Source organism: Streptomyces sp. NPDC059443 (assembly GCF_042750105.1).
Classification (GTDB): domain Bacteria; phylum Actinomycetota; class Actinomycetes; order Streptomycetales; family Streptomycetaceae; genus Streptomyces.
This window is the reverse complement of sequence record NZ_JBHYVM010000004.1, coordinates 114096-140324: the sequence shown is the minus strand read 5'-3', so window position 1 is coordinate 140324 and position 26229 is coordinate 114096. Positions and strand designations below refer to the sequence as shown.

The window sequence follows — 26229 nt, the reverse complement described above, 5'->3', positions numbered from 1 at the left end:
GCCGTCCGCCCGCACCCCCGCCGCCTGGAGACGCCGCCCGCCGCCGTGCACCGGGAGCGACCCCCGCGCGGGGACCCGCCCCCCGCGGCCGGGCGGCCCCCCCCCGCCCCCGCCGCCGACGGCCTCGCCGGGCTCGACGGGGCCGTGCGCCGCCTCGACACCCTCGTGCGCGGCGACGGCGGATCGGTCCGCGTCACCACCGGCGCCACCACCGTCCGCCACTTCATGGCCGAGGCCGTCGTCACCTTCCGCCGCGAACACCCCCGGGCCAGCCTGGAGTTCCAGACCGAGAACTCCAGCCGCAGCTGCTTCGACGCCCTGGCCGCGGACGACCTCGACCTCGCCTGGATCACCATCGGCAGCCCCGTGCGCGGCATCGAGCAGCGTCCCGTCATGCGCCTGCCCTGGGTCCTGGCGGTCGGCGCCGAAGACCCCCTCGCCGCCCGTCCCCGTCTGGAACCCGCCGACCTCGCCGCCATCCGGCACATCCGGCTGCCCGAGAACTCCACCTCCCGAGCCCATCTCGACGGAGCCCTCGCCGAAGCGGGCATCCGGATCAGCTCCGACACCAGCGTCGCCGACTGGGACACCGCCCTGCTCCTCGCCGAACTGGGTCTGGGCCACGCGGTCGTACCCGCCCTGCCCGGCTGGCAGGTCCCCGGAACGGACGGGCCGCTGCGGCTCGTGCCGATCCCCGGCCTCCCGCCGCTCGCGGTCGGCTGGGCCGTCCGCCGCTGGTCCTCCCTCACCCCGCTCGCCCGCGCCTTCGCCGACGAGGTGGCCCGCACCTGTCTCGGGCGGCGGGCGACGGGCTCCGAGCGCGCCGGGGGCGCCGGGGGCGATCACCCCTGCGCGTGACCCGTTCGATTCCGCGATGATGGAGTGAGCACGGCCGGGCGCCGCGCTCGGCCAGGCCGAGGAGGAGGTGACCTGTCATGGCGGAGCAGGAGGCGCGCGAAGCCGGGCCGTCGGCGGGCAGGCTGGAAGAGGGCCGCCTGATGAAGGAGCTCGAAGCCATCCACCGCACGCGCCACGAGACCCTGCTGCACGGGTCGGACGACGCGCTGGTCACCCACACCCAGCGGATGGACGAGCTGGAGCGCGAGTACCTACGCCGCCACCCGGAGCGGGCCCAGACCCCCGGTCGCACCCGCTCGGGAGCGCGTGCGCGCAAGACGACGGACGAGCGGGGCCAGGCCTGACCGGCCCCCGCCCGCCCGGTCAGAGGCAGTCCCCGCAGTCCCACACCACCAGCCCACACCTCCAGCTCTAATGTGCATCAAACTTGCTTCGCCTGAGACAAATTTGTATCGTTTGAGGCGAAGGAGGATCACATGGTGCACGAAGAAGAGCTGCTGGACGGCGCCGCCCGCGTACTCGCCGGCGACCACAGCGCCTCCATGGCGCACATCGCCGCAGGCATCGGCATCAGCCGCGCCACGCTAGGCCGCCGCTACGCGACCCGCGAAGCGCTGCTCAAGGCCGTGGCCGTCCGGGCCATCGACGTGGTCGACGGGTGCCTGGCCCCCGCCGATCTGCCGGCCACCGCCGACGCCGCGGCCTTCGACGCCGCGCTGGAGCGGCTCGTCACCGGGCTGCTGCCCGCCGCGCACCTGTACGGATTCACCTCGCGCGACGCCACCGTGCTCGCCGACCCCGAGTTCCGGGCCGGAATCCAGCGCCAGGACCAGCGGGCACTCGCCTTCCTCGCCCTCGGCCAGCGCCTCGGGCGACTGCGCGTCGACCTGCCCGCGTACTGGATCTGGTACTCGCTCTGGGGCCTGCTCGACGCGGCCGCCGAAGGCATCCGCGACGGCCACCTCGCCCCCCGCGACATCGGCCGGCTCGTCCTCGCCTCCTTCCTCGGCGGGACCCGGACGACCTAGGTCCCCCGCCACCCCCGCAGCACGACCGTGAACGGAACCCCCATGCACACCCCCACGCAGGACCCGCGCCGCTGGATCGTGCTCGCGATCCTCTCCGGCAGTCTCCTGCTCATCTCGATGGACACCACGATCCTCAACGTGGCCTTCCCCTCGCTCGTCGGCGACCTCCAGCCCGGCGCCGTACAGCAGCTGTGGATCATCGACATCTACGCCCTGGCCCTCTCCGGCCTGCTCGTCACCGCCGGAGCCCTCGGCGACCGCTGGGGCCGCAAGCGCCTGCTGATGGCGGGCTTCGGCATCTTCGCCGTCGCCTCGCTCATAGCCGTCTTCTCCACCGAGGCCTGGCACGTCATCGCCGCCCGCGCGCTCCTCGGCGTCGGCGGCGCGGCGATCATGCCGTCCACCCTGTCGATCCTGCGCAGCGTCTTCACGGACGCCAAGGAACGCGCCTTCGCGCTCGCCGTCTGGGCGGCCGTCTTCGGCGGCGGCATGGCCTTCGGCCCGGTCGTCGGCGGTCTGCTCGTCCAGGACTACGGCTGGCACTCCGCCTTCCTCCTCAACCTGCCCGTGACCGCGATCATCGTCGCGGCCGGCCTGCGCTACCTCCCCGAATCCCGCTCCCCGCGCGCCACCGGGGCCTGGGACTGGTGGGGCGTCGGCCAGTCGATCGTCGGCATGCTCGCCCTCGCGGGCGGCATCAAGCAGCTCGGCAAGAGCGGGGTGGCCGACCCGCTGCCCTGGGTGCTGCTCGCCCTCGCCGCGATCTCGCTGACCGTGTTCGTACGCCGCCAGCTGCGCCTGGACAACCCGCTGCTCCAGGTCCGGCTGTTCGCCAAGCCGGCCTTCAGCGTGGCCGCCACCGCGATCTTCCTGCCGATGGTGGGCATGGGCGCGATCCTGTTCCTGGTCACCCAGTGGTTCCAGTACGGCCAGGGCTACACCCCGCTCGAAGCCGGCCTGCGCCTGCTGCCCGCCCCGCTCGCGCTGATCTGCGCCTCGATGGTCGCCCCGGCCCTCATGCAGCGCTACCCGATCCGGCACGTCCTCGGCGCCGGGCTGATGGTCCTCGCCACGGGCATGGCCCTGCCCTGGACCCTCCAGCAGTTCACCGACCTCGGCTACCCGGCCTTCGCCGCAGCCCTGACCGTCATGGGCCTGGGCGCGGGCCTCGCCACCACCGTCGCCTCGGTGACCCTCATCTCCGCGGCACCCGCGGACGAGGTCTCCAGCGCCGCCGCCATCGAGGAGACCTGCTACGAACTGGGCTCGGCCATGGGCGTGGCCATCCTCGGCTCGACGGCCGCCGCGCTCTACCGCGGCAACCTTCCGGCCCTGGACCTTGACGGCGCCACCCTGACCGCCGTACGGGACTCCGTGGGCGAGGCCGCCCACACCGCCGAACGGCTCGGCGGCAGCGTCGGCCAGACCCTGCTCGACGCCGCCTCCCACGCCTACACCCTCGCGATCACCCCGGCGTTCCTGCTGGCCGGCGTCCTGGCCGTGGCCGCCGCCGCGACCACGTGGACGCTGATCCCGCGCGACCTCCAGCCGACCGAGAACCACTGACCCGGTTCGGGACGAAGCACTACGAGGCCGCGTACGCCCACAGCGCGCGCATCTGTTCCGGCGGCGTCGGGCCGGTCATCTCCAGCTGCGTCAGCAGGATGGTGGTGGCACCCGTCGACGGGACGATGTGCGCGGCCGTGCCGGACCCGCCGATCCAGCCGTAGCGGCCCAGCACGTTCCACGGGTCCTTCGGCGTGACGTCGACCGAACCGCCGAAGCCCCAGCCCTGGCCTTCCAGGAACAGCTCGGCCCCGGCCCGCTGGGCCGGGGTCAGCCAGTCGGTGGTCATCAGCCGCACCGACTCGGGGGCGAGCACCGGGCCGCCCCCGTCGAGCAGCATCCGGGCGAAGCGGAAGTAGTCGTCCGCCGTGGACACCAGCCCGCCGCCGCCGGACGGGAAGACGGGAACGGAGCTCCACTGCCCGTCGGGGGCGTCGACGAGTTCGAGGCCGCCGTCCGGGCCGGTGCGGTACAGGTGGGTGAAGCGGCCCAGCTGCCCCGCCGGCACCGCGAAACCGGTGTCCGTCATCCCCAGCGGCTCGAAGATCCGCTCCGAAAGGAACTCGGGCAGCGAACACCCCGCCACCCGCGCGATCAGCACCCCCAGAATGTCCGAGCAGGTGTTGTACAGCCAGGCCTCGCCCGGCTGGCGGAGCATCGGGATCCGGGCCAGCGCGGCCATCCAGGCGTCCGGCGCCGCCACCCTCTGCGGTTGCGGCGGACCCTGGAGCAGTTCGGAGAAGAGCGGGGCGACCGCCGGGAGCGAGAAGTCCTGGGGGAAACCCCAGCCCGCGCGGAACGTCAGCAGATCGGCCACGGTGACCGGCCGCGCCGCCGGGACCACGTCGTCGACCGGGCTCTCGGGGGTGCGTACGACCATCGGTTCGGCGATCTCCGGCAGCCAGGGGGCCACCGGGTCGACGAGCGAGAACCGGTGGTCCTCGACCAGGGCCATGACCGCCGCCGCGACCACCGGCTTGGTCATCGAGAAGATCCGGAAGATGGAGTCCCGGACCATCGGGACGCCGCCCCCGGCGTCCGCGCCGCCCACGGCGGCCACCTCCGGCTCCGAGCCGTCGCCCCGGTCCACCAGGGCCACCGCCCCCGCCAGGGTCCCGCTCTCCACGTACGGCTGGAGGATGTCTTCGAGCAAACCTGTCACGAGTCCGCCTTTTCGAGCTCTACGGGGGTGCGCGCCACGGAGTCCCACAGGGCGCAGTGGTGTTCGGCCGATGCGTCCACGGTACGGATTCCAGCGGGCCCGGGCACCAGGGACAGTACGGCGGGGGAGCGCGGCCACCGGGGCGCCGCCCCGGGCGTGTTGGGGTCCCCGGTCGCCGCGAACCGGGTCCAGTAGCCGGTCATCCGCTCCGACAGCGACCGCTGCGCGGCGCTGAGCGGCAGCCCGGTGTCGAAGAGGTAGGGCAGCTCGAAGCCGTGCGAGGCCCCGTAGGGGAAGCCCGCCACCTCGGGCAGCCCGGTGTAGTTCGGCGCGTCCCGGTCGCCGAACCGGTAGTCGTACGTCGCCACGTGCCGCGCCAGCGCCCGGCTGTCCCGCAGCTGCGGGCACAGGAACGAGGCATCGGACAGCACGGCGGCGAAGGCCAGCGCGGGCGTCCGGTACGCCGTCACGGGATAGGCCGCCTCGATCCGGTCGGCCGAAGTCCCGAACGAGGCGCGCAGCCGGGCCCGGTAGGCCCGTGGGTCGCCGACCGGGTAGGCGGCCAGGGTCTGCCCGAGGAAGATCCGCATCTCGTCCCGGTTCGCGCCCTGCACCACCGGGACCCGGGCGAACTCCCCGAGCTCCAGGGCCCGCCGGGGCTCGGTCGGCAGCGGGTCGCCCCCGTAGGACACGAGGGAGAACCGCTGCATCAGCTCGGGCGTCGCCAGCTTCCCGGGGTCCAGACCGCGCAGGCAGGCCGCCGCATCGGCGGCCGCGGGCCGGTCGCAGCCGAGCCGGGCGGCCGCCGCCGAGCCTTCGGAGAGGGTGCGTTCCTGCGGTACGAACGGCGTGTAGGCGCCGAGCCCCGGCAGGAGGGCCCGTGCGGGCATGGTGGTGGAACAGGAGCCGCTCTGCACGATCGCCCGGTGGAAGAGACCGGCCGAGGCGGGCGAGACGAGGTGCGCGCAGACGCTGAGGGCGCCGGCGGACTCGCCGAAGAGGGTGACCCGGTCCGGATCGCCCCCGAAGCGGGCGGCGTTCGCCCGGACCCAGCGCAGCGCGGCCCGCTGGTCGGCGAGCGCGAAGTCGGGGGCGCCACCGAGGGCGGGATGGGCGAAGAGGCCGAAGACGCCGAGGCGGTAGTTGACCGTGACGACCACCGCGCCGCCATCGGCGGCGAGCCGCCCCGGCCGGTACAGATCGCCCGCGCCGTTGAGGAACCCGCCTCCGTGGAACCAGACCATGACGGGGCGCCGGGGCGTGCCGTCGGGCGGGGGACCGCCGTCCGGAGCGCTGGCGCCCGGAGTGGTGCCGTCCGGAGCCGTGCCGTCCGGGGCGGTGACGTTCAGGAACAGGCAGTCCTCCGAGCCGCTCGGACCGCCCGGTCCCACCGGCGGCAGCTGGACGCAGCGGGCCCCGGGCGCGCCCGCGTCCCGTACGCCCGACCACGGCGCGGCGGGCTCCGGAAGCCGCCAGCGCAGCGGGCCGGTCGGCGGCGCGGCGTAGGGGATGCCCTCGAAGGTGCGGTACCCGGCCGCCTGCCGCCCCCGTACCGCCCCGCGATCGGTGTCGACCACGGGCCGGCCGCCGCCGTCATCGGCGGCAGCCGCCCCGACCGCGCCCGGGGCGGCGACGGGCAGGAGCACGGTCAGCGCCAGGGCCACGGTAAGGACCGGCAGGAGCGCCAGGAGCGCGGCCCGTCCCGCGCTCCGCCCGGCCGTCGCCATCAGCGCGTCCTCGTCAGCACGCCTCGTACGAAGGCCGCCTGTCCCGCGTGCTGGAGGTCGTCGGCGATCACGCTGACCAGGCGTACGCCCAGGGTCACCGGCGGATCCCACCGCTCGTCGACCACCCGGTCCAGGTCGGCGGCGCCCAGCCCCCGCAGGAACCGCAGGGTCTGCGCGTGGACGGCGTCGAAGTACCCGAGGAGCAGGTCCCCGGAGCTCACCCGCACGGTCCCGGCCTGGTGCGCGGTGTGCCCGTACCCCGTCGATCCGGCGGGCAGCGGCAGGGCGAACCGGTCGTCCCATCCCTCCGCGTGCCAGACCTGTTCCCAGCCGGCCGCGTCCGCCACGTGGTCGTCCTGGATCCGGGCCAGGTGCCAGACGAGCCAGGTGACCGAGTTCGCGCCCGCGTCGATCCGCGCGTCCAGCTGGGCGGCGCCCAGGCCTTCGACCGCCTCGTGCACCACGCCCTGGATCCGGCCGAACGCGTCGGCCAGTACCTCCGTACCCTTCATGCCCCCACCATGCACACGACAGGCGGCGGCAGCCCCCGCGGCGCCGCGGGGGACCCCCGTTTGCCCGCCCCGAATGGCGCAGCGCGGGGAGGTGGCGCTGAATGTAACAAAGCGTGCGCTTCCCATGACGCACGATGACCGGCGTGCGATGTGTAGACCCGCGCGTCGGCGAACGGAGCTTTCCATGAATGACCCGATCACGCTCGCCGCGACGGAGTACGAAGAACCGCGCGGGCTCCCCGACACCACGGAAATCTGGCCGCCGCCGGCCGAGTGCGCCGAATACGCCGAACCCGACGAGGACACGGCCGCCTCCGAGCCCGCTCCACACCTGGAAGCGGACCCCGGGCCCGGGGACCGCGACGCCCCCCGGGAAGGGTCGGGGTCGACGTCCGCACTCACCGTCCTGGAGGCCGCCGCCACCGGCCGGCCGGTCAGCGAGGTCACCGCGCTGGTCAGCCTCCTGAACGACTCCGGCCAGCACCCCAACCCCGGACACGCGGCGCTGCGCGCGGCGGCCGTGGCCCGTCCCGTCCACGAGGTCCGCGAGATGGTCACCCTGCTGGGCGAGCCCCCGCACGAGAACGTCGAGGCCGACATCACCCTGAAGGCCGCCGCCCTCGGGCGGCCCATCGAGGACGTGGCCCTGCTGGTGAGCATCCTCGGAACCGGCGAACAGGCCCCGTACCGCCCGGCGGAGAGCGGGCCGCGCGACCCGGGAGCTCCGGACGACCCGCGCGACCCGGGCCGGACCGCCGTCCACCGGCCGCCCGCTCCCGTACCGGTCCCGCCCCGGGTTCCGCCCGGGCCCCGGCCGCCGGCGAGGCCCGCCGGGGGCGCGCTGCGCCACGTGCTGCGCTGGCCGGTGGCGCTCGCGCTGCTGGTCTGCGGCGCGCTGCACGTGCCCGCCGATCCGGCGGGCCTGTTCTCCGGCGACCCCGGCGGGCCGGTCGCCCTGGCCGTCACCCTGCTCTGCCTGACCGCCGGAGCCCTGCTGGCGGTACGGGACACGGCCTGGGCCTGGCGGGCCGGAGCGGTGATCGCGATGGCCGTCACCGCGCTCCATGTGGTCGGCGGAGCCGTGGAGTTCGACCCGCTCGCCGGAGCGGTCGGCGCCTCCGTGAGCTGGGCCGGTGTCACGGCGGTGCTGAGCGCGGCGACCGGAGCGGTCCTCGCGGGTCTGGCCCTGCAGTACCGTCCGGCGGCCGGACCGGTGGACGACGCCTGACCCTGGCCCCGAGGGGTCCGGGCGGCATCCCGTGGGATCGCCGCCCGGACCCCTTCGCCGTTCCGCGGAATCGGACCGGAAGGAATCGGACCGGAAGGAGACGCACGATGGACCCGGTGGCGGCGCTGGAGCGGATCGCCTTCCTGCTGGAGCGCGCCCAGGAACCGACGTACCGGGTCCAGGCCTTCCGCACCGCCGCCGCGGCGCTCGTCCGGCTGGGGGAGGGCGAGGTGGCCGAGCGGGTGGCGGCGGGCTCGCTGGAATCCGTGAAGGGCATCGGGCCCAAGACGGCCCAGGTGGTCCGCGAAGCCCTCGCCGGGTCCGTTCCCGCGTACTTGCAGGGGCTGGAGGACAAGGTCGCGGCGCATCCCGAAGGGCCGCCGCCGAGCCCCGGGGCCCTCGCCCTGCGCGCGGCCCTGTGCGGCGACTGCCACATGCACTCGGAGTGGAGCGACGGGGGCGCCCCGATCGAGGCCATGGGCCGGGCCGCGGCCGCCCTCGGCCACGACTGGGCCGTGCTCACCGACCATTCGCCGAGCCTGAAGGTCGCCCGCGGGCTCTCGCCGGAGCGGCTGCGCGAACAGCTGCGGACCGTGGCCGAACTCAACGCCGCCTGGGCCCCGTTCCGGCTGCTCACCGGCATCGAGTGCGACATCCTGCCCGACGGCTCCCTCGACCAGGAGCCCGAACTCCTCGCGGAAGTGGACCTGGTGGTCGGCTCCGTCCACTCCAAACTCCGGATGGAAGCCCCCGCCATGACCCGGCGGCTGATCGCCGCCGTGCGCAACCCGCACCTGGACGTCCTCGGCCACTGCACCGGGCGGCTGGTCACGGGGAGGACCCGCCCCGAGTCGGAATTCGACGCCGAGGCCGTCTTCGCGGCCTGCGCCGAGTCCGGCGCCGCCGTGGAGATCAACAGCCGGCCCGAGCGGCTCGACCCGCCGCGCCGGCTGCTTCGGCTCGCCGTCGCCGCGGGCACCTACTTCGCCATCGACACCGACGCCCACGCCCCGGGCCAGCTCGACTGGCAGATCACCGGCTGCGAACGCGCCCTGGAATGCGGGGTACCGGCCGACCGGATCGTCAACACCTGGTCGGCGGCCGACCTCCTCACATGGACCCGGACCCGGGCGCAGCCCCGTCCCCGTTCCCGCCCCCGGACCCGCCGTCCGTCTCCCGGGACGCCGTGAGCGTGAACAGCGCCCCGTCCGGATCGCTCAAGGCCACCCAGCGCTCGGTCCCGCTCTCCCCGAGATCCGACACCGTGCGCCCGCCCAGCGCCTCGGCCGCCTCCACGGCCGCCTCCAGCGCGGCCACCCGGAAGTGGACGTGCCAACGGGGCCGGGTGTAGGGGCTGTAGGCGGCCGCCTCCACGGGACCGCTGTCGAGCCGGGCCACCGCCTCCCCGCCCTGGCGCAGCACGACCTGGTCCTTCTCGTACGCGACCTCGCAGCACCCGGCGCGGCCGGTGGCCCACTCCAGGACCTCCCCGTAGAAGATCGCCGACTCGAAGGCGTCGCGGGTACGGAGCTCCAGCCAGGCCGGCGCGTATCCCGCGCCCACCCGCCAGCCCGCAGACACCTGGCCCTCCCAGATCCCGAACACCGCCCCGTCCCGGTCCGCCACCAGGGCCGCGCGGCCCCCGGACTCGAAGGAGACCGGGCCCACCGCGACCGTGCCGCTGCGCTCCCGCACCCGGCTCACCGCCACGTCCGCGTCGTCGACGGCGAAGTACGGGGTCCAGGCCACCGGCACGCCCAGATCCCCGGCCAGCGCCCCGATCCCGGCCACCGGCACCCCGTCCAGCTCGGCCACCGAGAACGCGTTGCCGAGGCGCGCGGGCCGGAACCGCCAGCCCGCGACCGCACCGTAGAACCGCTGTGCCGCACCGAGATCGCGGGCCATCAGGCTCACCCAGCACGGCGCCCCGAAGACGTCCCTCGTCGAAATCTCCACCGCTTGTTTCCGCCCTTCGCCGGGGCGCGGTCCGCTCGCGCCGTCCGGACACAAGCCTTGCGCCCGGTTCCCCGGCGCGGCCCGCAGGCGCGCCACCGGGACCACCGGCCGTGGGCCACGGAAATCCCGTTGGCGGCACCCGGGCGGGCTCCTAGGCTTCGGAGCATGACGATCATCGGTTCACAGGACGTGGACACCGCGGTATCCCTCTGCACGAAGGCGCTCCAGGAAGTGGCCCATCTCGACTGGACGGTGCCGGCCGCCGGACTGGAATGGAGCTGTTACGACACCGCCGTCCACGTGGCCGAGGACTTCACCGCCTACGCCGCCCAGCTCGTGGTCGGCGCGAGGGAGGGCTACGTCCCGCTGGAGGTCCGCGCCGACGAGGGCACCACCCCCGACGGCCTCATCGAGGTGATCACGGCGACCGGAGGCTTCCTGTCCGCCGTCACCGCCGTCGCCCGTCCCGAGGCTCGGGGGTGGCATCCGTACGGGAACGCGGGCGCCGACGGCTTCGCCGCGATGGGCATCGTCGAGGTGCTGCTGCACACCCACGACATCCTCGTCGGCCTCGGAGTCCACGGCTGGGAGCCGGGCCCGGAACTGCCCCTGCTGGTCCTGGACCGGCTCTTCCCGCACGTCCCGCGCGGGAACCACGCCTGGCGGACCCTGCTGTGGGCCACCGGACGCGGCGAACTCCCCGGACTGGCCCGCAAGACGGTGTGGCGCTGGTACGGCGACCCGGTCGCGGCCGAACGCGTACTGCTCTGCCCCGTCTTCCCGGTGATCGCGGCCGACCTGGCGGCGGGCGGCACCGGCGGCTTCGACTGGGCCGAGGACGGCCCCGCCGACGGCACCCGGCGAGCCGCCGGCTCGGTGGTGAAGGCGCACGAGGAGGGAAGGTACCGGCGGGGCTGGACCCCGTACGTCATCGTCCGCGCGAGTGACCGGCGGGCCATCGGGGGCATGGGCTTCCACGCGGCCCCGGACGCCGACGGCCGCTCCGAGATGGGCTACGACCTCGTCCCCTCGGCGCGCGGCAACGGCTACGCCACGGAGGCACTGAAGGCGCTGACGGGCTGGGCCTTCCGGCAGCCGGGCCTCACCCTGCTGGTGGCCGAGGTGGACGAGGACAACGCCGCCTCCCACGCCGTGGTCCGGCGGGCCGGTTTCACGGAGACCGGCTCCGGGGAAGGCACCGTCCGGTACGCCCTGCGCTCGGCCGGGGTCTGAGCGGTCCCGGCGGTCCGGGGCGGCCCGCCCGCGCGGGCCGCCCCGGCTGAGCGGGCTGCCCTGGCTGAGCGGGCTGCCGCCCAGCCTCCGCCGCTCCGATCCGGAAAGCAGGTCCCGCCGTGGTGAGTTCCCAGGTCCCCGTGATCGATCTCGGACCGTGGCGCGGCGGCGGGGCCGAGGAGCGCCGCCGCATCGCCTCCCGGGTCGACGACGCGCTCCAGGCGGCCGGATTCCTGCTGGTGACCGGGCACGGCGTCGACCCGAAGCTGCCCGAGCGGATCCGCGAGGCGGCGCGGGAGTTCTTCCGGCTCCCGGCCGCCGCCAAGGCCCCGTACGCCGTGTCGGTCGGCGGGCGCGGCTGGCTCGGCCCCGGCGCGGAGGCCAACAGCTACGCGGAGGGCGCCGCCTCCCCGCCCGACCTCAAGGAATCGTGGTCCTGCGCGGCCGAGGACCCGACGGGGATCCCCTCCGTGGACGCGGAGTGGTTCCGGCCCAACGCCTGGCCGGCCGAGGTCCCTGCGCTGCGACCGCTCGCGGCGGAGTACCTGGCCGCGATGCGCGGGCTCTGCGACGAGCTGCTGGAACTGCTGGCCGCCGCGCTGCGCCTGGATCCGGACCACTTCACCCGGCACACGGGCCACCCGACCTGGGGTTTCAACGTCAACTGGTACCCCGGAACCGAGCTCGTCGGCCCCCCGCTCCCCGGCCAGTTCCGGATCGGCGCGCACACCGACTTCGGCACCGTCACCGTCCTGGACCGCCAGCAGGGCGCGGGCGGGCTCCAGATCCACACCGACGCCGAGGGCTGGCAGGACGCCCCGTACGATCCGGCCGCGCTCACGGTGAACATCGGCGACCTGATGGCGCGCTGGACGGGCGACCGGTGGCGGGCCGGCCGCCACCGGGTGCTGCCCCCGCCCGCCGACGCACCGGCCGAGGAGCTGATCTCGCTGGTCTACTTCTACGAGTGCGACCCCCATGTCCGCGTGGAGTCCCTGCCGGCTCCCATCGGCCGGATCACGCACGATCCGGTCGACTCGCACGCCTACCTGAGGGCGAAGCTCGACGCGATCACCGTGCCGGGAGAGGCGGAGGCCTAGGCACGGCCCACCCCGATTACCCGATGACGGGAGCGTTCGGCAGGATGTGCACATGACCGAGATCCGCACCCCCCGCCTCCTCCTCCGCCGCTGGTCCGACGACGACCTCGTCCCCCTGTCGGAGATCACCGCCGACCCGGAAGTGATGCGCTGGATCGGTGACGGAGAGACCCTCGACCTGGAGGAGACCGCCGAGCTCATCGAGGCCTGGGAGGACGAGTGGGACGAGGAGGGCTTCGGGATCTTCGCCGTCGAGCTGCTGGCCTCCGGCGAGCTGATCGGCGCCGTCGGCCTGTCCATGCCGTGGTGGCTCCCCGAGGTCCTGCCGGCCGCGGAGATCACCTGGCGCCTCGGCCGTTCCTTCTGGGGCCAGGGCTACGCCTCCGAGGCCGCGCACGCCACGCTGGAGTTCGCCCTCCAGGACCGGGGTCTCGACCGGGTCGTCGCCGTCAACCGGGCGGGCAACGACGAGTCGGAGAACGTGATCCGCAAGCTGGGCATGACGGCCGAGAAGGACGTCTCGGCCCCGGAAACCGGCGCGCTGCTCAACATCCACGGGATCGACCTCACGGAGTACGAGGCCTGAGCCCGGCCCCCATCCGGCACGCCGCCCCCACCCGCACACCCCCGCGCCGCCCGCGTCAGCCGATCGGCTGACCCGGCTGTCGGCCGCCGAGCGGAGCGCGTGGCCCGTCCCGCGCGGTGAGGATGGGTACGGGGGAGCGGGCGCACCACCGGCCCCGCCCCCGGAACCGAGAGGGGCAGCCATGCCGGAGCACGACCGCCAGAGCCGGCGACGGGGCTCGCGTCCGCTCGCGCAGCAGCGCGCACGAGGAACCCGTGGCGCCCTCGCGGCCCTCGCCGCGGTGCTGCTCCTCGGCGCCTGCGCCCAGACCGGCGCGGCGCCGGCACCGGCCGCGGCGTCGGCGTCGGCCGCCTCCCCGCTCCCGAAGGCCTCGGCCACCCCCGAAGGCACCCTGCTGGTGGCCGACTTCGGGGCCGACACCGTTACCTTCGTGGACCCGGAGCGCGGCTCCGTCGGCTCCGTCCCCGTCGGCAGGGCCCCGTACGGCCTGGCCGTCGGCGCGGACGGCCGGGCCTGGGTGGCCACGGCCGAGGGGGTCGCCGTCGTGGACACCCGTACGCGGACCAGGACGGCCCGCATCCCCTACCGCACCACCGGCACGGGACCCGTCACCGGCGGCGAGTACCGGGGCGGCGGCATGGGCATCGCGCTGTCGCCCGACGGCGCGCACGCGTACGTGGGCGTCAACGTTCCCGGGACCACCGGTGTGCTGGAGGTCATCGACACGGCGAAGGTCGAGGTGTCCGCCGTGGTCCCGGTGGGCCGGCGGCCCTTCGACGTGGACGTGTCGCGCGACGGCTCCGAGGTGTACGTCACCGGCCACGATTCCTTCGACGTCACCGTCGTTCCCACCGGTTCGATGCGGCCGCGCCGGATCGAAGTGGCCCCGTACGGGACCGGGGGCGGGCTCGGGTCCTGGCTGAAACCGCACTACGCCGCCGTGCGGCCGACGGACGGAATGCTGCTGTTCCCCTTCGAGGGCGAGCGGCTGGCCGTCGTGGATCCGCGTACGGGCCGCACCACGATCGAGAAGCTGACGGCCGACACCCACCAGCACGGGACCACGGTCACCGCGGACGGCCGGCTCCTGGTGGTCGGCACGGGCGCCGTGGAGCCGGGGAAGGGCAAGGGGCCCTCGCTCACGGTCCGTTCCCCGGACGGCTCGGAGCGCGTGTACCCGCTGGACGGGCCGCACGAGGACGTGGCCGTGTCCCGGGACGGGCGCACGGCCTACGTCACCGGGGGCTACACGCGCGACGGTTACTGGAACGGCATCACGGTCGTGGACCTGGACGGCGGGAGCAGCCACCGGCTCGCGGCGGGCTCCCGGCCGCTGGGCATCGCAGTGCTGTGAGCGGCCCCAGAGGTGTCAGCCCGCGCAGGTGTCCAGCATGGTCGACAGCATCTTCTTCTCAGGGTCCGTGACGGTCAGGCCGTACGTGGACTTCACCGTCGTCCACGCCCGCCCGTACTGACACCAGGCCGCCTTCGACGGCGGCTGCCACAGGTCGGGGCTCTGGTCGCCCTTCGACCGGTTCGAGGACGCGCTGACCGCCAGCAGCTGGGGACGGGTCAGATCGTTGGCGAACGCCTTGCGCTTGTCGGCGTCCCAGCCCGCGGCGCCGGAGCGCCAGCCTTCGGCGAGGGGCACCATGTGGTCGATGTCCATCTTCGAGGCCTCGGTGACCACGACGTCGTCGTAGAGGCTCTTCCACGTGCCGGACACCGCCTTGCACTCGGAGTCCCGGGCGACCTTGACGCCGTCGCGCTGGAGGACGACCTCGCGGGTGTCGCACTTGTTCCCCTGGTCCACCCAGTGCGTGAACTTGTCCCGGCTGTAACCGGACATGGTCCCGGGCGGGGCCACCTTCAGCGCGGCCAGCTGGGTCCGGGCGACGGACACGGAGACCATGCCGGGCAGTACGTCCCCCGAGGCGGGCTTCCCGCCGCCGGGGGCGGGGGACGGGACGCGGGACTTGGCGGACGCGGAGGCGCCCGGCTTCGCGTCCTTGGCCGGGCCACCGGTTCCCGTACCGGAACCGGAACACGCGGCCGTGCCGAGCAGCAGAGAGACCGCCAGCACCACACCGGACAGCCGTATCTGACGTCCCATAACCCCACCCCGAACCTGCCGCGCACGATGTCCCGGGAAGCCTACCCATTTCGGACGGTCCGCGAAGCCATGCGGCGCGCCGGACGGAGACAGTGAATCCGCCCTCGGGCAGAGCCGGATGGCCTGCGCGCGATCGGGTCCGGCGCAATCCCCCTGACGGGTGAACGGAGTTGGGATCCGGCGTGCGGGCGCTGTCATCATGCGAGCCTCCGCCGATCCGGGAGGAAGGAAAGCCGATGATGTCGTGGTCCGTGCGACCCGTCGTCGCCGCGGCCGCCGCGGCCGCCGTGGTCATGCTGGGCACCGCCGTCTGGGGGGCGTGGGAGACCTATGACGCGCCCGAGCTGGCGGCCGGGGACCGGCCGTGCACCGACCCGTGGACGAAGCCGGAGTACATCGTGCGCGCGGCGCGCGACGTGGTCGTCGCCACCGTCTCCGGCCGGACCCCGTACCCGGACGGCCAACTGCTCTCGCTGCACGTGGAGAAGACCCTCAAGGGCGTCGTTCCCGCCGAGGTCAGGGTCGGCCAGCCCGCCGGCCTGTCACCGGAGGCCGAGCCGCTGATCCAGCCCTTGGAGCCGGGCAGGCGCTACGTGGTCTCCCTGGTTCCGGCCGAGGCCTACGGCGACGGGCTGGTCTGGGGCGCCGTACGCACCGACGACGACGCCGAGCCCGACGGGGACGCCGGAGGAGCCACCGGGACCGAGGAGATCTGGCGCGAGGCGGTGGGCCGCTCCGAGGAACCGCCGGTCTGCGAGGACGTACTGGTCGTCGGCTGACCCCACACCTACGCGTTAGGGGCGCCCGCGCGGCCGCGCAGCCAGGCATCGAGCACGGCGAAGTCCGCCTCCCCGAGACCGGCCCGGGGATCCACCCGGTGCAGGAGGGTGGCGGGCGCGCACCCAGAGCCGGTCACGGCCCCGGATCCGGCCGGACGGCGGTTGCCGGAGGGAACCGCGGCTACCGTGGATCCCTCTTGAGGGGCAAAGGGGGGATGGCCATGACGAAGACTGCGGTATCCCGGACGGGGCGGACGGCTCTGGCCGGGCTGGCGGCGCTGCTGTGCGCCACGCTCGCGGCGTGCGGCACCGTACGGGCGGGGGAGGCGGCGGGGCCGGCCCCGGCGGCGAAGCCCAGTCCGGAGATCTGCGATCTGGACCGGACGGCGGGCGGCGGCGGGGGAACCGGGACGGCCACCGGCAAGGCCGCCGCAACGGCCACCCCGGACATCCCGACGGAGGAACAGACCGGCAGCAGCTACGCGGGCCCGCCCACGGATCAGCAGACGGGACCCCCCGATCCGCCGACCGACCAGGAGACCGGTGCCTACGCCGGACCTCCGACCGACCGGGACACGGGACCCCCCGACCCGCCGACCGACCGGGACACCGGTACGCCGGACCCGCCCACCGATCACGACACCGGCACCCCGGGCCCGCCCACCGACGGGAGCCCCGCGCCCTCCAAGCGCCCCGGCATCACGAACGGCGCCGGCCCCTGCGGCGCGGCCGGCTGGTTCGACATGACGGCGGACTTCGCCGCCTACTTCCCGGCGCACAGCGGGAAGTGGGCCGACGGCATGCCGCCGGACGCCATCGGCGAGGTCCGTGTCCGGAAGGTGCGCGGGGCCTGTCTGGCGGAGCTGTCCATCACCAGCGCGAACGTGGGCAAGGGCCAGGCCGAGGACGCGCGCGCCTTTGCAGGGGTCTTCGCGGCCTGGCGCCACGAGGTGTACGGGGACAATGGCGAGCTCACCGTCCGTGACTTCGCGACGTCCTCCGTCATCGTGACCGAGTCCTGGTGAGACTGCAGTGAGACCCCGGTGAGACCCCGGTGAAACCCATAGTCCGGCTTGGGTAAGCCATAAGGCAGGGTTATAGGGTCATAAGCCGGGGGTGGGTGCTGGGTTAGGCTCGCCTCAGTTTAGGGTTCCCTTGATCGAGTTGTTTCGTCGTTCGAAGGGAACCCAGCCATGCCTCGCCCCCTGCGGGTAGCAATCGTCGGTGCCGGCCCCGCCGGCATCTACGCAGCCGACGCCCTGCTGAAGTCCGAGGCGGCCACCGACCCGGGTGTGTCCATCGACATCTTCGAGCGGATGCCGGCTCCCTTCGGCCTGATCCGCTACGGCGTCGCCCCCGACCACCCGCGCATCAAGGGCATCATCACCGCCCTCCACCAGGTGCTCGACAAGCCGCAGGTCCGCCTCTTCGGCAACGTCGACTACCCGAACGACATCAGCCTCGACGAGCTGCACTCCTTCTACGACGCCGTGATCTTCTCCACGGGAGCCACCGCCGACCGCGCGCTGACCATACCGGGCGTCGACCTCGACGGCTCCTACGGCGCCGCCGACTTCGTCTCCTGGTACGACGGCCACCCCGACGTCCCGCGCACCTGGCCGCTGGAGGCCGAGAAGGTCGCCGTCCTGGGTGTCGGCAACGTCGCCCTCGACGTCGCCCGCATCCTCGCCAAGACCGCCGACGAACTGCTCCCGACCGAGATCCCGGCGAACGTCTACGACGGCCTCAAGGCCAACAAGGCGCTCGAAGTCCACGTCTTCGGCCGCCGCGGCCCCGCGCAGGCCAAGTTCAGCCCGATGGAGCTGCGCGAGCTGGACCACTCGCCGAACATCGAGGTCATCGTCAACCCCGAGGACATCGACTACGACGAGGGTTCGATCACCACCCGCCGCTCCAACAAGCAGGCGGACATGGTCGCGAAGACCCTGGAGAACTGGGCGATCCGCGACATAGGCGACCGCCCGCACAAGCTCTTCCTCCACTTCTTCGAGTCCCCGTCCGAGATCCTCGGCGAGGACGGCGCTGTCGTCGGCCTGCGCACCGAGCGCACCGAACTGGACGGCACCGGCAACGTCAAGGGCACCGGACAGTTCACCGACTGGGACGTCCAGTCCGTCTACCGCGCCGTCGGCTACCTCTCCGACGAACTGCCCAAGCTCCCCTGGGACGTCGCCTCGGGCACGGTTCCGGACGAGGGCGGCCGCGTCATCGAGGCCGGCGAGCACCTGGCGTCCACGTACGTCACCGGCTGGATCCGCCGCGGTCCCATCGGCCTGATCGGGCACACGAAGGGCGACGCGAACGAGACCGTCGCCAACCTCCTCGCCGACCACGCGGACGGCCGCCTGCTCACCCCGGCCACGCCGGAGCCGGAGGCGGTCGAAGCCTTCCTCAACGGGCGGCAGATCCGCTTCACCACCTGGGAGGGCTGGTACAAGCTCGACGCCGCCGAGAAGGCGCTGGGCGAGCCGCAGGGGCGTGAGCGCGTGAAGCTCGTCGAGCGCGAGGACATGCTCAAGTCGAGCGGGGCGTAGCCCAGAAGTCCGGCCGGGATCCGCGAGGTTGCGGGTCCCGGCCGGCGCGTTCCCTCGTACGGGAGAACGTGGAAACTCGTCGGCCCGGGGCGGAATGCCCGGCGCCCGCGGGAGGTTCGGATCATCGCGATACCCGACCACCCTGGACGCACGGGAGAGCTCATGAAGATCGGCATCATCGGCGCGGGCAACATCGGCGGCAACCTGACCCGGCGCCTCACCGCCCTCGGACACGAGGTGGCCGTCGCCAACTCGCGCGGTCCCCAGACCCTGACGGCCCTCGCCGAGGAGACGGGAGCCGTCCCGGTCACCGTCGCCGAGGCGGCCCGCGGGGCCGAGGTCGTCGTCGTCACGATCCCGCTGAAGAACATCCCGGACCTGCCCGCCGGACTCTTCGACGGGGCGGCGCCCGGCTTCGCCGTCATCGACACGGGGAACTACTACCCGCGCCAGCGCGACGGCCGGATCCCCGGCATCGAGGACGAGGGCCTCACCGAGAGCCGCTGGACCGAGGGCCACCTCGGCCACCCCGTCGTCAAGGCCTTCAACGGCACCTACGCCGAGGACATCCTGGACCGGCCGCTCGACGCGGGCCACCCGGACCGGCAGGCCCTGCCCGTCGCGGGCGACGACGAGGCGGCGAAGAAGACCGTACGGGCCCTCATCGACGAACTCGGCTTCGACAGCGTGGACTCGGGCGGCATCGACGGCTCCTGGCGCCAGCAGCCCGGCACCCCCGTCTACGGGCTCCGGGCGGGCACGCAGGCCGTGGTCAAGGCGCTCGCCGAGGCCTCGCCGGAGCGCCCGGAGGACTTCCGGGGCTGACGGCCCGCCGGTCCGGGGACGCCGGAAGTCTGACGGAAGTCTGACGGGAGCCCGCGAACCCTGGCCGCCGGATGCGGCGGGTGGTCGAATCGGCACGTGAGCAGAGAACAGCACGCCGATCCGGACCCCCCGCCCGCCTCCGGCGGCCCCGGCCACGATGGCCCCGACACCGAAGGCCCCGACCCCGACCCCGACGGCCGTGGTGCCCCCGTCGGCCGGCGGCTGGTCCTCGGCATGGTGGGGCTCGGCGCCCTCGGCCTGGCCGCCGGGCCGCGACTCCAGAGCGGGTTCGACGCGGTGCTCGGCTCGGCCGCCACCAAGGACCCCACCGGCCTCACCGGACTGCTGCCGGGCGGTGGCGGATTCCGCTACTACTCCGTCGCCTCCTCGGTCCCCGAACGGGGCCCGGCGGACTACCGGCTCACCGTCGACGGCCTGGTCGATCGCCCGGCCTCGTACACCCTCGACGCGCTGCGCGGCCTGCCGCAGACCCGGGTGGTCCGCGACGTCCAGTGCGTCACCGGCTGGCGGGTGCCCGGCACCCCCTTCGAGGGGGTTCCGCTCTCCCGGCTGCTGGACGCCGCCGGAGTGCGGCCGCAGGCCCGCGCGATCCGTTTCACCTGCTTCGACGGCACCTACACCGAGAGCCTCACCCTCCCGCAGGCCCGCCGCGAAGACGTCATGGTCGCCCTGAGCATGCAGGACAAGCCGCTCGGCCACGCGCACGGCGGCCCCGTCCGCCTCTACGTGGCTCCCATGTACTTCTACAAGTCGGCCAAGTGGTTGTCCGGCATCACCCTCACCGAGGACGTGAAGCCCGGCTACTGGGAGGAGCTCGGCTACGACGTCGACGCCTGGGTCGGCAGATCGAACGGACGCCAAGATGCTCCTACGGTCTGAACGCGCGGGCGGGGCGGGCCGGGAGCCCCGCGAGCACCGGGTGCGCCGCTTCAGCGCCGCCGAGCGCTGGATCCACTGGAGCACCGCCGCCCTCGGGGGGCTGTGCCTGGTCACGGCCGGCTGCCTCTACCTGCCGCCCCTGGCCGAACTCGTCGGCCGCCGCCACCTGGTGGTCACCCTCCACGAGTGGTCCGGGCTGCTGCTCCCGGCCCCCGCCCTGCTCGGGCTCGTCTCCCGGGCCTTCCGCGCCGACCTGCGCCGGCTCAACCGGTTCGGCCCGCACGACCGCACCTGGCTGAGGTCCGCGCTGCGCCGCGACCACCGGAGGACCGCCCGCCCGGCGGGCAAGTTCAACGCCGGGCAGAAGCTCTACGCGAGCTGGAGCGCGGGGGCGGCCCTGGTGCTGCTGGGCACCGGCCTGCTGATGTGGTTCACCGGCCTGGCCCCGCTGCCCTTGCGGACCGGCGCGACCTTCGTCCACGACTGGCTGGCCATCGCCGTGACGGTGGCCATCGGCGGCCACGTCATGAAGGCCCTGGCCGACCCGGAGGCCCGTCGCGGCATGCGCACCGGTTCGGTGACGGCCGACTGGGCGCGGCGGGAACATCCCCTGTGGCGCCCGCCGCCGGCCGCTCCCGCCGCTACTCCTGCGGAACCGCCGCGTCCAGGGCTGCGGTGAGCCGCCGCAGGCGGTCCTGGAGGTCCCTGATCTCGCCGAGTTCGAAGCCGGTCGCGGCGGCGATGCGCCGGGGCACCTCGACGGCGCGGGCACGCAGCTCCGTACCGGCCCCGGTGAGGCGCGCGTGCACGGACCGCTCGTCCGCCGTGCTGCGCTCGCGGATGATCAGGCCGGCCGCTTCGAGCCGCTTGAGCAGCGGGGAGAGGGTCCCCGAGTCCAGGCGCAGGTGCTGGCCGAGCTGCTTGACCGGCATCTCCCCGTGCTCCCAGAGCACCAGCATGACCAGGTACTGCGGGTAGGTCAGCCCGAGATCCTTCAGGACGACGCGGTAGAGGCCTCCGAAGGCGCGGTTCGCCGCGCCGAGCGCGAAGCAGATCTGGCCGTCGAGGCGCAGGAAGTCCTGGTCGGGGAGGGTGTCGCGCGGCTGCTCGGTCATGGGGGCCAGTGTACTCGGGGTGCCGTGTCGACAACTAAATTGTGCACAACTGAATTGTGTGTCATATTGATGGAGCGAGGCCGACGACCGACGGCCCCGCCTCCGCCCCGTGAGAGGAACACCCGAGATGGACGCGATCTACACCGCCGTCGCCACCGCCAATGGACGCGAAGGCCGCGCCGTCAGCTCCGACGGACAGATCGACCTCGCGCTGGCCATGCCCCCGGCCCTCGGCGGGAACGGCCTGGGCACCAACCCCGAGCAGCTCTTCGCGGCCGGCTACGCGGCCTGCTTCGCCAGCGCCCTCGGGCTGGTCGGCCGGCAGGCCAAGGTGGACACCAGCGAGGTCTCGGTGACGGCGGAGGTCTCCATCGGCAAGGACGGTGCGGGCTTCGGGCTGGCGGTCGTGCTGCGGGTGGAGCTCCCGGACTCCCTGGCGGGCGAGACCGGCACCCTGCTGGTCAAGCAGGCCCACGAGGTCTGCCCGTACTCCCGTGCCACCCGCGGCAACATCGAGGTCGAGCTCGTCGTCGAGTAGGCCGGGCAGGCCGCGCGGACCGACCGGGTCCCGCGGCCTAGGCGCACCGCCGGAGCGGCCGCCCCCACCGTCAGCCCGCCGTGCCCGTGGCACGCGCGCCGCGGACGGCGAGGGCGGCCGCTCCGGCGTCGGTCAGCCCGCCGTGCAGGCGCAGCCGGGCCAGCCCGCCGTCCGGGTACACGTCGAGCCGGGCATGGGTGGCGAGGACCGGCGCGGCGAGCGGCAGCCGGTGCGGACTGTCGGGCTCCAGGCGCGTGCGCGGGAGCACCTCGCGCCACTCTCCGGCCTCGCCGTCCTCGGCGTCCTTGACGGACAGCGACACCCAGCCGGCCGCGTTCCCCTTGAGGTTGGCGGTGTCCACCTCCACGGCGCGGATCTCGCACTGCCCGGCGAGCCGGTAGACGATCCAGTCGTTCCCCTCGTCGCGGCGGCGCCGGGTCTCCCACCCGTCGTCCTGCTTCTGTGACAGGCCGGGCATGATCGTGTTGCCGGGGGAGGAGTAGAACCCGTCCGAAGCGTCCTCGACGGCCCCGCCGTTGACGACGCAGGCCACGTCCACCGTGCCGAGCAGGGCCAGCCACGCCGGATCGGGCAGCACCTCGCCGTGGACCCGGAGGCGCGCGATGCCCCCGTCGGGGTGCTGGTTGACCCGCAGGTGCGTCCACCGGGCTTCGGAGTCGACCGTGATGCCGTTGGCGGCGTGGCCGCGTACGGGGGTGCGGGGCACGATCTCCACCCAGGCGTCCTCCCGGGCGAGCAGCTCGGCCACCGAGGGGGTCCCCTCGAAGGTGGCGGCCTGGACGCTCACCTGCTGCGGGTGGTTGCCGCGGAAGTGCGCGGTGTCCACGACGATCCCGCGGACGACTCCGGGGGCGCCGAGCCGGATCAGCGCCCAGTCGTGATCGCGGTCCGCCGGAAAGGGCTCGTCGGCGCCGGCCCCGCGCCGTCGCCGGGTCTCCCAACCGTCCATGGTCTTGCCCTTGTTGCCGTAGGCGTGCACGTCGAAGACGGCCGGGGTGCGCAGCAGGAGGTTCTCCCGATCGGCGAAGAACTCGTCGTTGGCGGCGACGACCCCCGCTCCGAGGCGGCGGTCCGCGAGGTCGGTGAGGTGGGAAAAGGGGAAGGTGGCGCCCCGGTAGTCGGCGTAGGGGTCGCCGGAGGTGTAGGGGGCGGCGGCGAAGTCGGTGGTCTCGACGTGCATGCGGACGGGCCTTCTTTCCTTGTAGGGGAAGGGAGTTGGGGGGAGTGCCTCGACTCTCGCCCATCCTGATCGCCCAGGTCCATCGATTGTTTTCGATCGTTCCTTTCAGTTCTGGCGAAAGGTGCAGGTCGGTGACCCCTCCAGAGTCAATGCGGCATCTGCTAGGTGAGACAGGCTGTTCGCCCAGTAGATGAGCGGCAAAAGGACTGTTACAGTCCGCATGCGCGACTCTTGATGAGGGAGAAAATTTCATGGCAAAGACAGTTCTGCGGCGCGCCGTCGCAGGAAAGTCACTGGTCGTCGGCGCCCTGCTGGCCCTCCTGGTGCCGGCCACGGCGTACGCCAACACCGTGGGCGTCACCGTGAAGACCCCGGGCGCCACCTCCGGACCCGCGGCCACCTTCGCCGAGATCTCCACCCACGCAGACTGCTCCTCCGGCCTCATATCCGGTGGCGGCATCAACCAGGCCATCGGCACCGGTACTTCGTCCAACGGCAACAAGGTCAACGGCACTTCGCCCAGCTCCGACGGCAGCACCGAGTACCTCGGCTCGACCGGCGTCGTCGGCACCGACGTCACGCACTGGCTGGGCATCGGCGGAAGCGGCGGCGCGGTGAACGCCTCGTTCTCCAGCACTCCCTACGCGATGTGCTTCACCAGCAACCTGATCAACCACACCCAGGTGGTGATGAACAAGATCGCCGGACCCATCTCGGCCTCCACGGTGGGTCTGGTCACCGCCACCTGCCCGGCCAACACCCGCCTCCTCGGCGGCGGCGCCCGCATCACCCCCGGCGCCGTCGGCAGCCTCAAGCCGATCGCCTCCTTCCCCACCTTCAACAACGCCGGGCACGACTACGGCCAGAAGGCCGCCGCGGACGGCGAGACGAACCCCGACTCCTGGACCGCGGTCGGCTGGAACGGCGGGGGCGGCGGCACCGACAACGCCACGTACGCCTACGCGATCTGCAGCGGCAACAACATCGACATCAGCGGTACCACCGTGAAGGTCCGCTTCAGCGAGGTCAGCGGCCCGACCTCGGCGACCTCGGGCGCGACCGTGACGGCCGCCTGCGGCGGCAACGACGGAAAGCTGATCAGCGGCGGCGCGGCCATCAGCGGCGGCTCCGTGACGACCACGGACTTCACCGGACCGGGCTCGCCCGGCGACCACCTCAACGGCAGCTTCCCCAGCGACTCCGGCGGCACCCCGGTCGGCGACGGGACCACCACGGCCGCGTACTGGACGGCCTCCACGCACACCGGCGGCGGCAGCTCCCCGAGCACCTACTCCGAAGCCTGGGCGCTGTGCGCCAACGACGGAGTCTGAGCAGCCCCATGACGAACCCCGAGAGCACCAGGACGATGACCACAAACATGACCAGACTCAGACCCGGCCGCAGCCCGTACGCCGTCTCCCGGGCGGCGGTGACCCTCGGCGCGGCCGGCCTCCTCGCGGCCCTGCTGGTCCCCCTCGCCGCGGCGGCGGACCCGGCGGACGCCACCGCCGGCCCCTGCGGCCCGGCCGGAGTCTTCACCAGCTCCCCGCCCACCTGTACGTACGCCACCGCGGGCACGGACGTCTTCACCGTCCCCGCGGGCGTCAGCGCCCTCACCGTCGACCTGTACGGGGCCGAAGGCGGCAGCGCGGCCGGATACGTCGTCCCGAGCCCGCCGAACGACGGCGCACCCGGCGGCCTCGGCGGCCAGACCCACGCGACCCTGGCCGTAACCCCCGGCCAGACCCTCCAGATCACCCGGGGTGGAGTCGGCAGCTCCGGCACCTCCCGGCACGGCGAGTACGCCCGGGTCGGCGGCTTCGGCCACGGCTCCGGAGGCGGCGGCGCCCACGGCGGCGGAGGCTCCGGCGGCGGCGCCACCGACCTGCGCACCGGCGGCTTCGGTCCGGCCGAGCGGATCCTGGTGGCCGGCGGCGGGGGAGGCGCCGGCAACGGCGGCCCCCTGCTGCACGGCGGCAACGGCGGCGGGCCCGCCGGGGAGAACGGCGGCGACGGCGGCGGCCCCGAGGGCTCCGGCATCGGCGGCACCGGCGGCACCCAGACCCAGGCGGGCACCGGTGTCCGCACCAACCCGGTCGGTGCCCCGGGCGGCAACGCGGGCGACATCGACCAGAACACCGGCCTGCCCAACCCGGGCAGCGGCGGCACGGGCGGCAACGGCGGCCGCGGCGGCAACGGCGGCGGAGGCGGTGGCGGCGGCTGGCACGGCGGTGGCGGCGGCTCCGGCGGCGGCAACCCGGGCAACTTCTACGGCGCGGGCGGTGGCGGCGGCAGCGGCTACGCGGCCGCGGCGGACGCGGGCGTCTCCGAAGCCACCCTCCTCCCGGGCGTCCAGCACGGCAACGGCAAGGCGGTCATCTCGTTCCGCTTCGCCACGTCGACCTCGCTCGTCGCCGACACCACCACCCCGCTGTTCGGGCACGCCGTCACTCTGACGGCCACCGTGGATTCGGCGAACCCCCTCGCGGCCACCCCGGGCGGCAGCGTCACCTTCTCGGACGGGAACACCTCGCTCGCGACCGTTCCCCTCGAAGCCGGAAAGGCCGCCTTCACCACGAGCGCGCTGCGTCCCGGCCTCCACCCGATCAGCGCCTCGTACACCCCGGACGCCGACCACACGGCGAGCACGACCGGTCAACCGGCCGAGGTCACCGTCGGATTCAGCAGGCCCTGCATCACGACCGCCTCCCGCGGCCCGCTGACCGTGGCCGCCGGACAGGCGGTCTGCATCGGCCCCGGCGGCAGCCAGAGCGGCCCGGTCACCGTCCGGCCCGGCGGCGCGCTGGCCGTGTCGAACGGACAGATCACCGGCCCGGTGTCCGCCGACGGAGCGCTCGCCGTCTCCGTCTGCGGATCGCGGGTGACCGGCCCGCTCAGTGTCCGGACCACCAGCGGCTCCGTGCTGATCGGGGCGGGCCCCGACGCGCAGGCTCCTGACTGTGCGGGCAACACCATCACGGGACCGGTCTCCCTGGTGGGCAACACCGGAGGCGTGGAGTTCTCGGCCGACCGGGTCACCGGACCGCTGGGCTGCGAGGCCAACGACCCGGCGCCGCACGTCAGCGACGTCACGGTCGTCGGACCCCGGTCCGGCCAGTGCCGGTGAGGCCTGACGGCCCGACGGCCCGACGGGCGAAGCCCCGTAGCGGCACGGCTCCGTAGGCCGTAAGCCGTGGGGCGGGGAGGCGGCCGACACCGCTTCCCCGCCCCACGCATGTCAGCAGAC

The 26229-nt window shown here is 73.9% G+C and carries 27 protein-coding genes; 19 read left to right on the top strand and 8 right to left on the bottom strand.

Going from position 1 to position 26229, the window contains the following annotated elements; genetic code table 11:
* The 4 genes from ACFXDJ_RS05215 to ACFXDJ_RS05200 form a co-directional block, all read left to right on the top strand.
* On the top strand, window positions 1-858 hold an 858-nt coding region (locus tag ACFXDJ_RS05215; protein WP_384847842.1), incomplete at its 5' end, for a substrate-binding domain-containing protein.
* 77 nt (window positions 859-935) lie between these two features.
* The gene (locus ACFXDJ_RS05210; protein WP_384657367.1) at window positions 936-1202 is read left to right on the top strand and encodes a DUF6158 family protein; all 267 of its coding nucleotides are present in this window, start codon (window positions 936-938) and stop codon (window positions 1200-1202) included.
* 132 nt (window positions 1203-1334) lie between these two features.
* On the top strand, window positions 1335-1886 hold the full coding sequence (locus ACFXDJ_RS05205) for a TetR/AcrR family transcriptional regulator (protein ID WP_384657364.1): 552 nt from the start codon (window positions 1335-1337) through the stop codon (window positions 1884-1886).
* A gap of 42 nt (window positions 1887-1928) precedes the next feature.
* Window positions 1929-3452, top strand: coding sequence for an MFS transporter (locus tag ACFXDJ_RS05200; protein WP_384657361.1), 1524 nt, complete (start codon window positions 1929-1931; stop codon window positions 3450-3452).
* Between the two features lie 19 nt (window positions 3453-3471).
* On the opposite strand, the gene ACFXDJ_RS05195 is transcribed toward ACFXDJ_RS05200, so the two are convergent.
* From ACFXDJ_RS05195 to ACFXDJ_RS05185, 3 genes are read right to left on the bottom strand one after another with little or no spacing between them, the layout of a single operon-like run.
* Window positions 3472-4614: a serine hydrolase domain-containing protein gene (locus ACFXDJ_RS05195; RefSeq protein ID WP_384657358.1), complete on the bottom strand. Its 1143-nt coding sequence runs from the start codon at window positions 4612-4614 to the stop codon at window positions 3472-3474.
* A complete protein-coding gene (locus ACFXDJ_RS05190) occupies window positions 4611-6341 on the bottom strand; it encodes a carboxylesterase/lipase family protein (RefSeq protein ID WP_384847840.1) in 1731 nt (576 codons plus the stop codon). The genes ACFXDJ_RS05195 and ACFXDJ_RS05190 overlap by 4 nt, the downstream gene beginning before the upstream one ends.
* Window positions 6341-6853 (bottom strand): DUF664 domain-containing protein, encoded by a 513-nt coding sequence (locus ACFXDJ_RS05185; RefSeq protein WP_384664120.1) that lies wholly within the window; start codon window positions 6851-6853, stop codon window positions 6341-6343. Before ACFXDJ_RS05185 ends, ACFXDJ_RS05190 begins: the two co-directional genes overlap by 1 nt.
* A 184-nt stretch (window positions 6854-7037) precedes the next feature.
* Here ACFXDJ_RS05185 and ACFXDJ_RS05180 point away from each other — a divergent pair, with 184 nt between their 5' ends.
* Together ACFXDJ_RS05180 and ACFXDJ_RS05175 are read left to right on the top strand one after the other, a co-directional pair.
* Window positions 7038-8081 carry a hypothetical protein gene (locus ACFXDJ_RS05180; protein WP_384664122.1) on the top strand — a complete coding sequence of 348 codons (1044 nt, stop codon included), beginning with the start codon at window positions 7038-7040 and terminating at the stop codon, window positions 8079-8081.
* 107 nt (window positions 8082-8188) lie between these two features.
* A complete protein-coding gene (locus ACFXDJ_RS05175) occupies window positions 8189-9271 on the top strand; it encodes a PHP domain-containing protein (RefSeq protein ID WP_384661054.1) in 1083 nt (360 codons plus the stop codon).
* On the opposite strand, the gene ACFXDJ_RS05170 is transcribed toward ACFXDJ_RS05175, so the two are convergent.
* Complete coding sequence (locus ACFXDJ_RS05170; RefSeq protein WP_384661057.1) at window positions 9192-9986, bottom strand: VOC family protein; 795 nt, start codon at window positions 9984-9986, stop codon at window positions 9192-9194. The two genes, ACFXDJ_RS05175 and ACFXDJ_RS05170, sit on opposite strands and share 80 nt — an antisense overlap.
* Window positions 9987-10202: 216 nt before the next feature.
* On the opposite strand from ACFXDJ_RS05170, the gene ACFXDJ_RS05165 reads away from it, so the two are divergent.
* From ACFXDJ_RS05165 to ACFXDJ_RS05150, 4 genes are all read left to right on the top strand, one after another.
* A complete protein-coding gene (locus ACFXDJ_RS05165; protein ID WP_384661051.1) occupies window positions 10203-11270 on the top strand; it encodes a GNAT family N-acetyltransferase in 1068 nt (355 codons plus the stop codon).
* A 119-nt stretch (window positions 11271-11389) separates the two neighbouring features.
* Window positions 11390-12370, top strand: coding sequence for an isopenicillin N synthase family dioxygenase (locus ACFXDJ_RS05160; protein ID WP_384661048.1), 981 nt, complete (start codon window positions 11390-11392; stop codon window positions 12368-12370).
* 52 nt (window positions 12371-12422) lie between these two features.
* Window positions 12423-12956, top strand: a complete 534-nt coding sequence (locus ACFXDJ_RS05155; protein WP_384661045.1) for a GNAT family N-acetyltransferase — start codon at window positions 12423-12425, stop codon at window positions 12954-12956.
* Window positions 12957-13137: 181 nt separating this feature from the next.
* A complete protein-coding gene (locus ACFXDJ_RS05150) occupies window positions 13138-14310 on the top strand; it encodes a hypothetical protein (protein ID WP_384661042.1) in 1173 nt (390 codons plus the stop codon).
* A 15-nt stretch (window positions 14311-14325) separates the two neighbouring features.
* On the opposite strand, the gene ACFXDJ_RS05145 is transcribed toward ACFXDJ_RS05150, so the two are convergent.
* A complete protein-coding gene (locus ACFXDJ_RS05145; protein WP_384661039.1) occupies window positions 14326-15069 on the bottom strand; it encodes an HNH endonuclease family protein in 744 nt (247 codons plus the stop codon).
* A 236-nt stretch (window positions 15070-15305) separates the two neighbouring features.
* On the opposite strand from ACFXDJ_RS05145, the gene ACFXDJ_RS05140 reads away from it, so the two are divergent.
* Entirely contained in the window at window positions 15306-15848 is a 543-nt protein-coding gene (locus tag ACFXDJ_RS05140) for a hypothetical protein (RefSeq protein WP_384661036.1), read from the top strand.
* An 8-nt stretch (window positions 15849-15856) separates the two neighbouring features.
* Here the strand turns inward: ACFXDJ_RS05140 and ACFXDJ_RS05135 are convergent, their stop codons facing one another.
* Window positions 15857-15985 (bottom strand): hypothetical protein, encoded by a 129-nt coding sequence (locus tag ACFXDJ_RS05135; RefSeq protein WP_384661033.1) that lies wholly within the window; start codon window positions 15983-15985, stop codon window positions 15857-15859.
* A gap of 84 nt (window positions 15986-16069) precedes the next feature.
* Between ACFXDJ_RS05135 and ACFXDJ_RS05130 the strand changes: the two genes are divergently transcribed.
* From ACFXDJ_RS05130 to ACFXDJ_RS05110, 5 genes are all read left to right on the top strand, one after another.
* Window positions 16070-16873: a hypothetical protein gene (locus ACFXDJ_RS05130; protein WP_384661031.1), complete on the top strand. Its 804-nt coding sequence runs from the start codon at window positions 16070-16072 to the stop codon at window positions 16871-16873.
* Between the two features lie 168 nt (window positions 16874-17041).
* Entirely contained in the window at window positions 17042-18403 is a 1362-nt protein-coding gene (locus tag ACFXDJ_RS05125; protein ID WP_384661028.1) for an FAD-dependent oxidoreductase, read from the top strand.
* Between the two features lie 129 nt (window positions 18404-18532).
* The gene (locus ACFXDJ_RS05120) at window positions 18533-19228 is read left to right on the top strand and encodes an NADPH-dependent F420 reductase (protein ID WP_384847955.1); all 696 of its coding nucleotides are present in this window, start codon (window positions 18533-18535) and stop codon (window positions 19226-19228) included.
* 234 nt (window positions 19229-19462) lie between these two features.
* Complete coding sequence (locus ACFXDJ_RS05115) at window positions 19463-20128, top strand: molybdopterin-dependent oxidoreductase (protein WP_384663984.1); 666 nt, start codon at window positions 19463-19465, stop codon at window positions 20126-20128.
* Entirely contained in the window at window positions 20112-20807 is a 696-nt protein-coding gene (locus ACFXDJ_RS05110) for a cytochrome b/b6 domain-containing protein (protein WP_384663979.1), read from the top strand. Before ACFXDJ_RS05115 ends, ACFXDJ_RS05110 begins: the two co-directional genes overlap by 17 nt.
* On the opposite strand, the gene ACFXDJ_RS05105 is transcribed toward ACFXDJ_RS05110, so the two are convergent.
* Entirely contained in the window at window positions 20770-21243 is a 474-nt protein-coding gene (locus ACFXDJ_RS05105; RefSeq protein ID WP_384663981.1) for a MarR family winged helix-turn-helix transcriptional regulator, read from the bottom strand. The genes ACFXDJ_RS05110 and ACFXDJ_RS05105 overlap by 38 nt on opposite strands.
* 127 nt (window positions 21244-21370) lie before the next feature.
* On the opposite strand from ACFXDJ_RS05105, the gene ACFXDJ_RS05100 reads away from it, so the two are divergent.
* Entirely contained in the window at window positions 21371-21781 is a 411-nt protein-coding gene (locus tag ACFXDJ_RS05100) for an organic hydroperoxide resistance protein (protein ID WP_384847837.1), read from the top strand.
* A 70-nt stretch (window positions 21782-21851) separates the two neighbouring features.
* On the opposite strand, the gene alc is transcribed toward ACFXDJ_RS05100, so the two are convergent.
* Complete coding sequence (gene alc, locus ACFXDJ_RS05095; RefSeq protein WP_384847834.1) at window positions 21852-22982, bottom strand: allantoicase; 1131 nt, start codon at window positions 22980-22982, stop codon at window positions 21852-21854.
* Between the two features lie 251 nt (window positions 22983-23233).
* Here alc and ACFXDJ_RS05090 point away from each other — a divergent pair, with 251 nt between their 5' ends.
* Both ACFXDJ_RS05090 and ACFXDJ_RS05085 read left to right on the top strand, forming a co-directional pair.
* Window positions 23234-24313: a hypothetical protein gene (locus ACFXDJ_RS05090; protein WP_384663873.1), complete on the top strand. Its 1080-nt coding sequence runs from the start codon at window positions 23234-23236 to the stop codon at window positions 24311-24313.
* A 47-nt stretch (window positions 24314-24360) separates the two neighbouring features.
* Complete coding sequence (locus ACFXDJ_RS05085; RefSeq protein ID WP_384847831.1) at window positions 24361-26109, top strand: Ig-like domain-containing protein; 1749 nt, start codon at window positions 24361-24363, stop codon at window positions 26107-26109.
* The last annotated feature ends 120 nt before the right edge of the window (window positions 26110-26229 follow it).

What these genes read in the sequence shown, in the direction of transcription:
- ACFXDJ_RS05210 (WP_384657367.1), top strand. Translation starts at nt 936, where the DNA reads ATGGCGGAGCAGGAGGCGCGCGAAGCCGGGCCGTCGGCGGGCAGGCTG.
- ACFXDJ_RS05205 (WP_384657364.1), top strand. Translation starts at nt 1,335, where the DNA reads ATGGTGCACGAAGAAGAGCTGCTGGACGGCGCCGCCCGCGTACTCGCC.
- ACFXDJ_RS05200 (WP_384657361.1), top strand. Translation starts at nt 1,929, where the DNA reads ATGCACACCCCCACGCAGGACCCGCGCCGCTGGATCGTGCTCGCGATC.
- ACFXDJ_RS05190 (WP_384847840.1), bottom strand. Translation starts at nt 6,341, where the DNA reads ATGGCGACGGCCGGGCGGAGCGCGGGACGGGCCGCGCTCCTGGCGCTC.
- ACFXDJ_RS05185 (WP_384664120.1), bottom strand. Translation starts at nt 6,853, where the DNA reads ATGAAGGGTACGGAGGTACTGGCCGACGCGTTCGGCCGGATCCAGGGC.
- ACFXDJ_RS05180 (WP_384664122.1), top strand. Translation starts at nt 7,038, where the DNA reads ATGAATGACCCGATCACGCTCGCCGCGACGGAGTACGAAGAACCGCGC.
- ACFXDJ_RS05175 (WP_384661054.1), top strand. Translation starts at nt 8,189, where the DNA reads ATGGACCCGGTGGCGGCGCTGGAGCGGATCGCCTTCCTGCTGGAGCGC.
- ACFXDJ_RS05170 (WP_384661057.1), bottom strand. Translation starts at nt 9,986, where the DNA reads ATGGCCCGCGATCTCGGTGCGGCACAGCGGTTCTACGGTGCGGTCGCG.
- ACFXDJ_RS05165 (WP_384661051.1), top strand. Translation starts at nt 10,203, where the DNA reads ATGACGATCATCGGTTCACAGGACGTGGACACCGCGGTATCCCTCTGC.
- ACFXDJ_RS05155 (WP_384661045.1), top strand. Translation starts at nt 12,423, where the DNA reads ATGACCGAGATCCGCACCCCCCGCCTCCTCCTCCGCCGCTGGTCCGAC.
- ACFXDJ_RS05150 (WP_384661042.1), top strand. Translation starts at nt 13,138, where the DNA reads ATGCCGGAGCACGACCGCCAGAGCCGGCGACGGGGCTCGCGTCCGCTC.
- ACFXDJ_RS05145 (WP_384661039.1), bottom strand. Translation starts at nt 15,069, where the DNA reads ATGGGACGTCAGATACGGCTGTCCGGTGTGGTGCTGGCGGTCTCTCTG.
- ACFXDJ_RS05140 (WP_384661036.1), top strand. Translation starts at nt 15,306, where the DNA reads ATGATGTCGTGGTCCGTGCGACCCGTCGTCGCCGCGGCCGCCGCGGCC.
- ACFXDJ_RS05130 (WP_384661031.1), top strand. Translation starts at nt 16,070, where the DNA reads ATGACGAAGACTGCGGTATCCCGGACGGGGCGGACGGCTCTGGCCGGG.
- ACFXDJ_RS05125 (WP_384661028.1), top strand. Translation starts at nt 17,042, where the DNA reads ATGCCTCGCCCCCTGCGGGTAGCAATCGTCGGTGCCGGCCCCGCCGGC.
- ACFXDJ_RS05115 (WP_384663984.1), top strand. Translation starts at nt 19,463, where the DNA reads ATGGTGGGGCTCGGCGCCCTCGGCCTGGCCGCCGGGCCGCGACTCCAG.
- ACFXDJ_RS05110 (WP_384663979.1), top strand. Translation starts at nt 20,112, where the DNA reads ATGCTCCTACGGTCTGAACGCGCGGGCGGGGCGGGCCGGGAGCCCCGC.
- ACFXDJ_RS05105 (WP_384663981.1), bottom strand. Translation starts at nt 21,243, where the DNA reads ATGACCGAGCAGCCGCGCGACACCCTCCCCGACCAGGACTTCCTGCGC.
- ACFXDJ_RS05100 (WP_384847837.1), top strand. Translation starts at nt 21,371, where the DNA reads ATGGACGCGATCTACACCGCCGTCGCCACCGCCAATGGACGCGAAGGC.
- alc (WP_384847834.1), bottom strand. Translation starts at nt 22,982, where the DNA reads ATGCACGTCGAGACCACCGACTTCGCCGCCGCCCCCTACACCTCCGGC.
- ACFXDJ_RS05090 (WP_384663873.1), top strand. Translation starts at nt 23,234, where the DNA reads ATGGCAAAGACAGTTCTGCGGCGCGCCGTCGCAGGAAAGTCACTGGTC.
- ACFXDJ_RS05085 (WP_384847831.1), top strand. Translation starts at nt 24,361, where the DNA reads ATGACCAGACTCAGACCCGGCCGCAGCCCGTACGCCGTCTCCCGGGCG.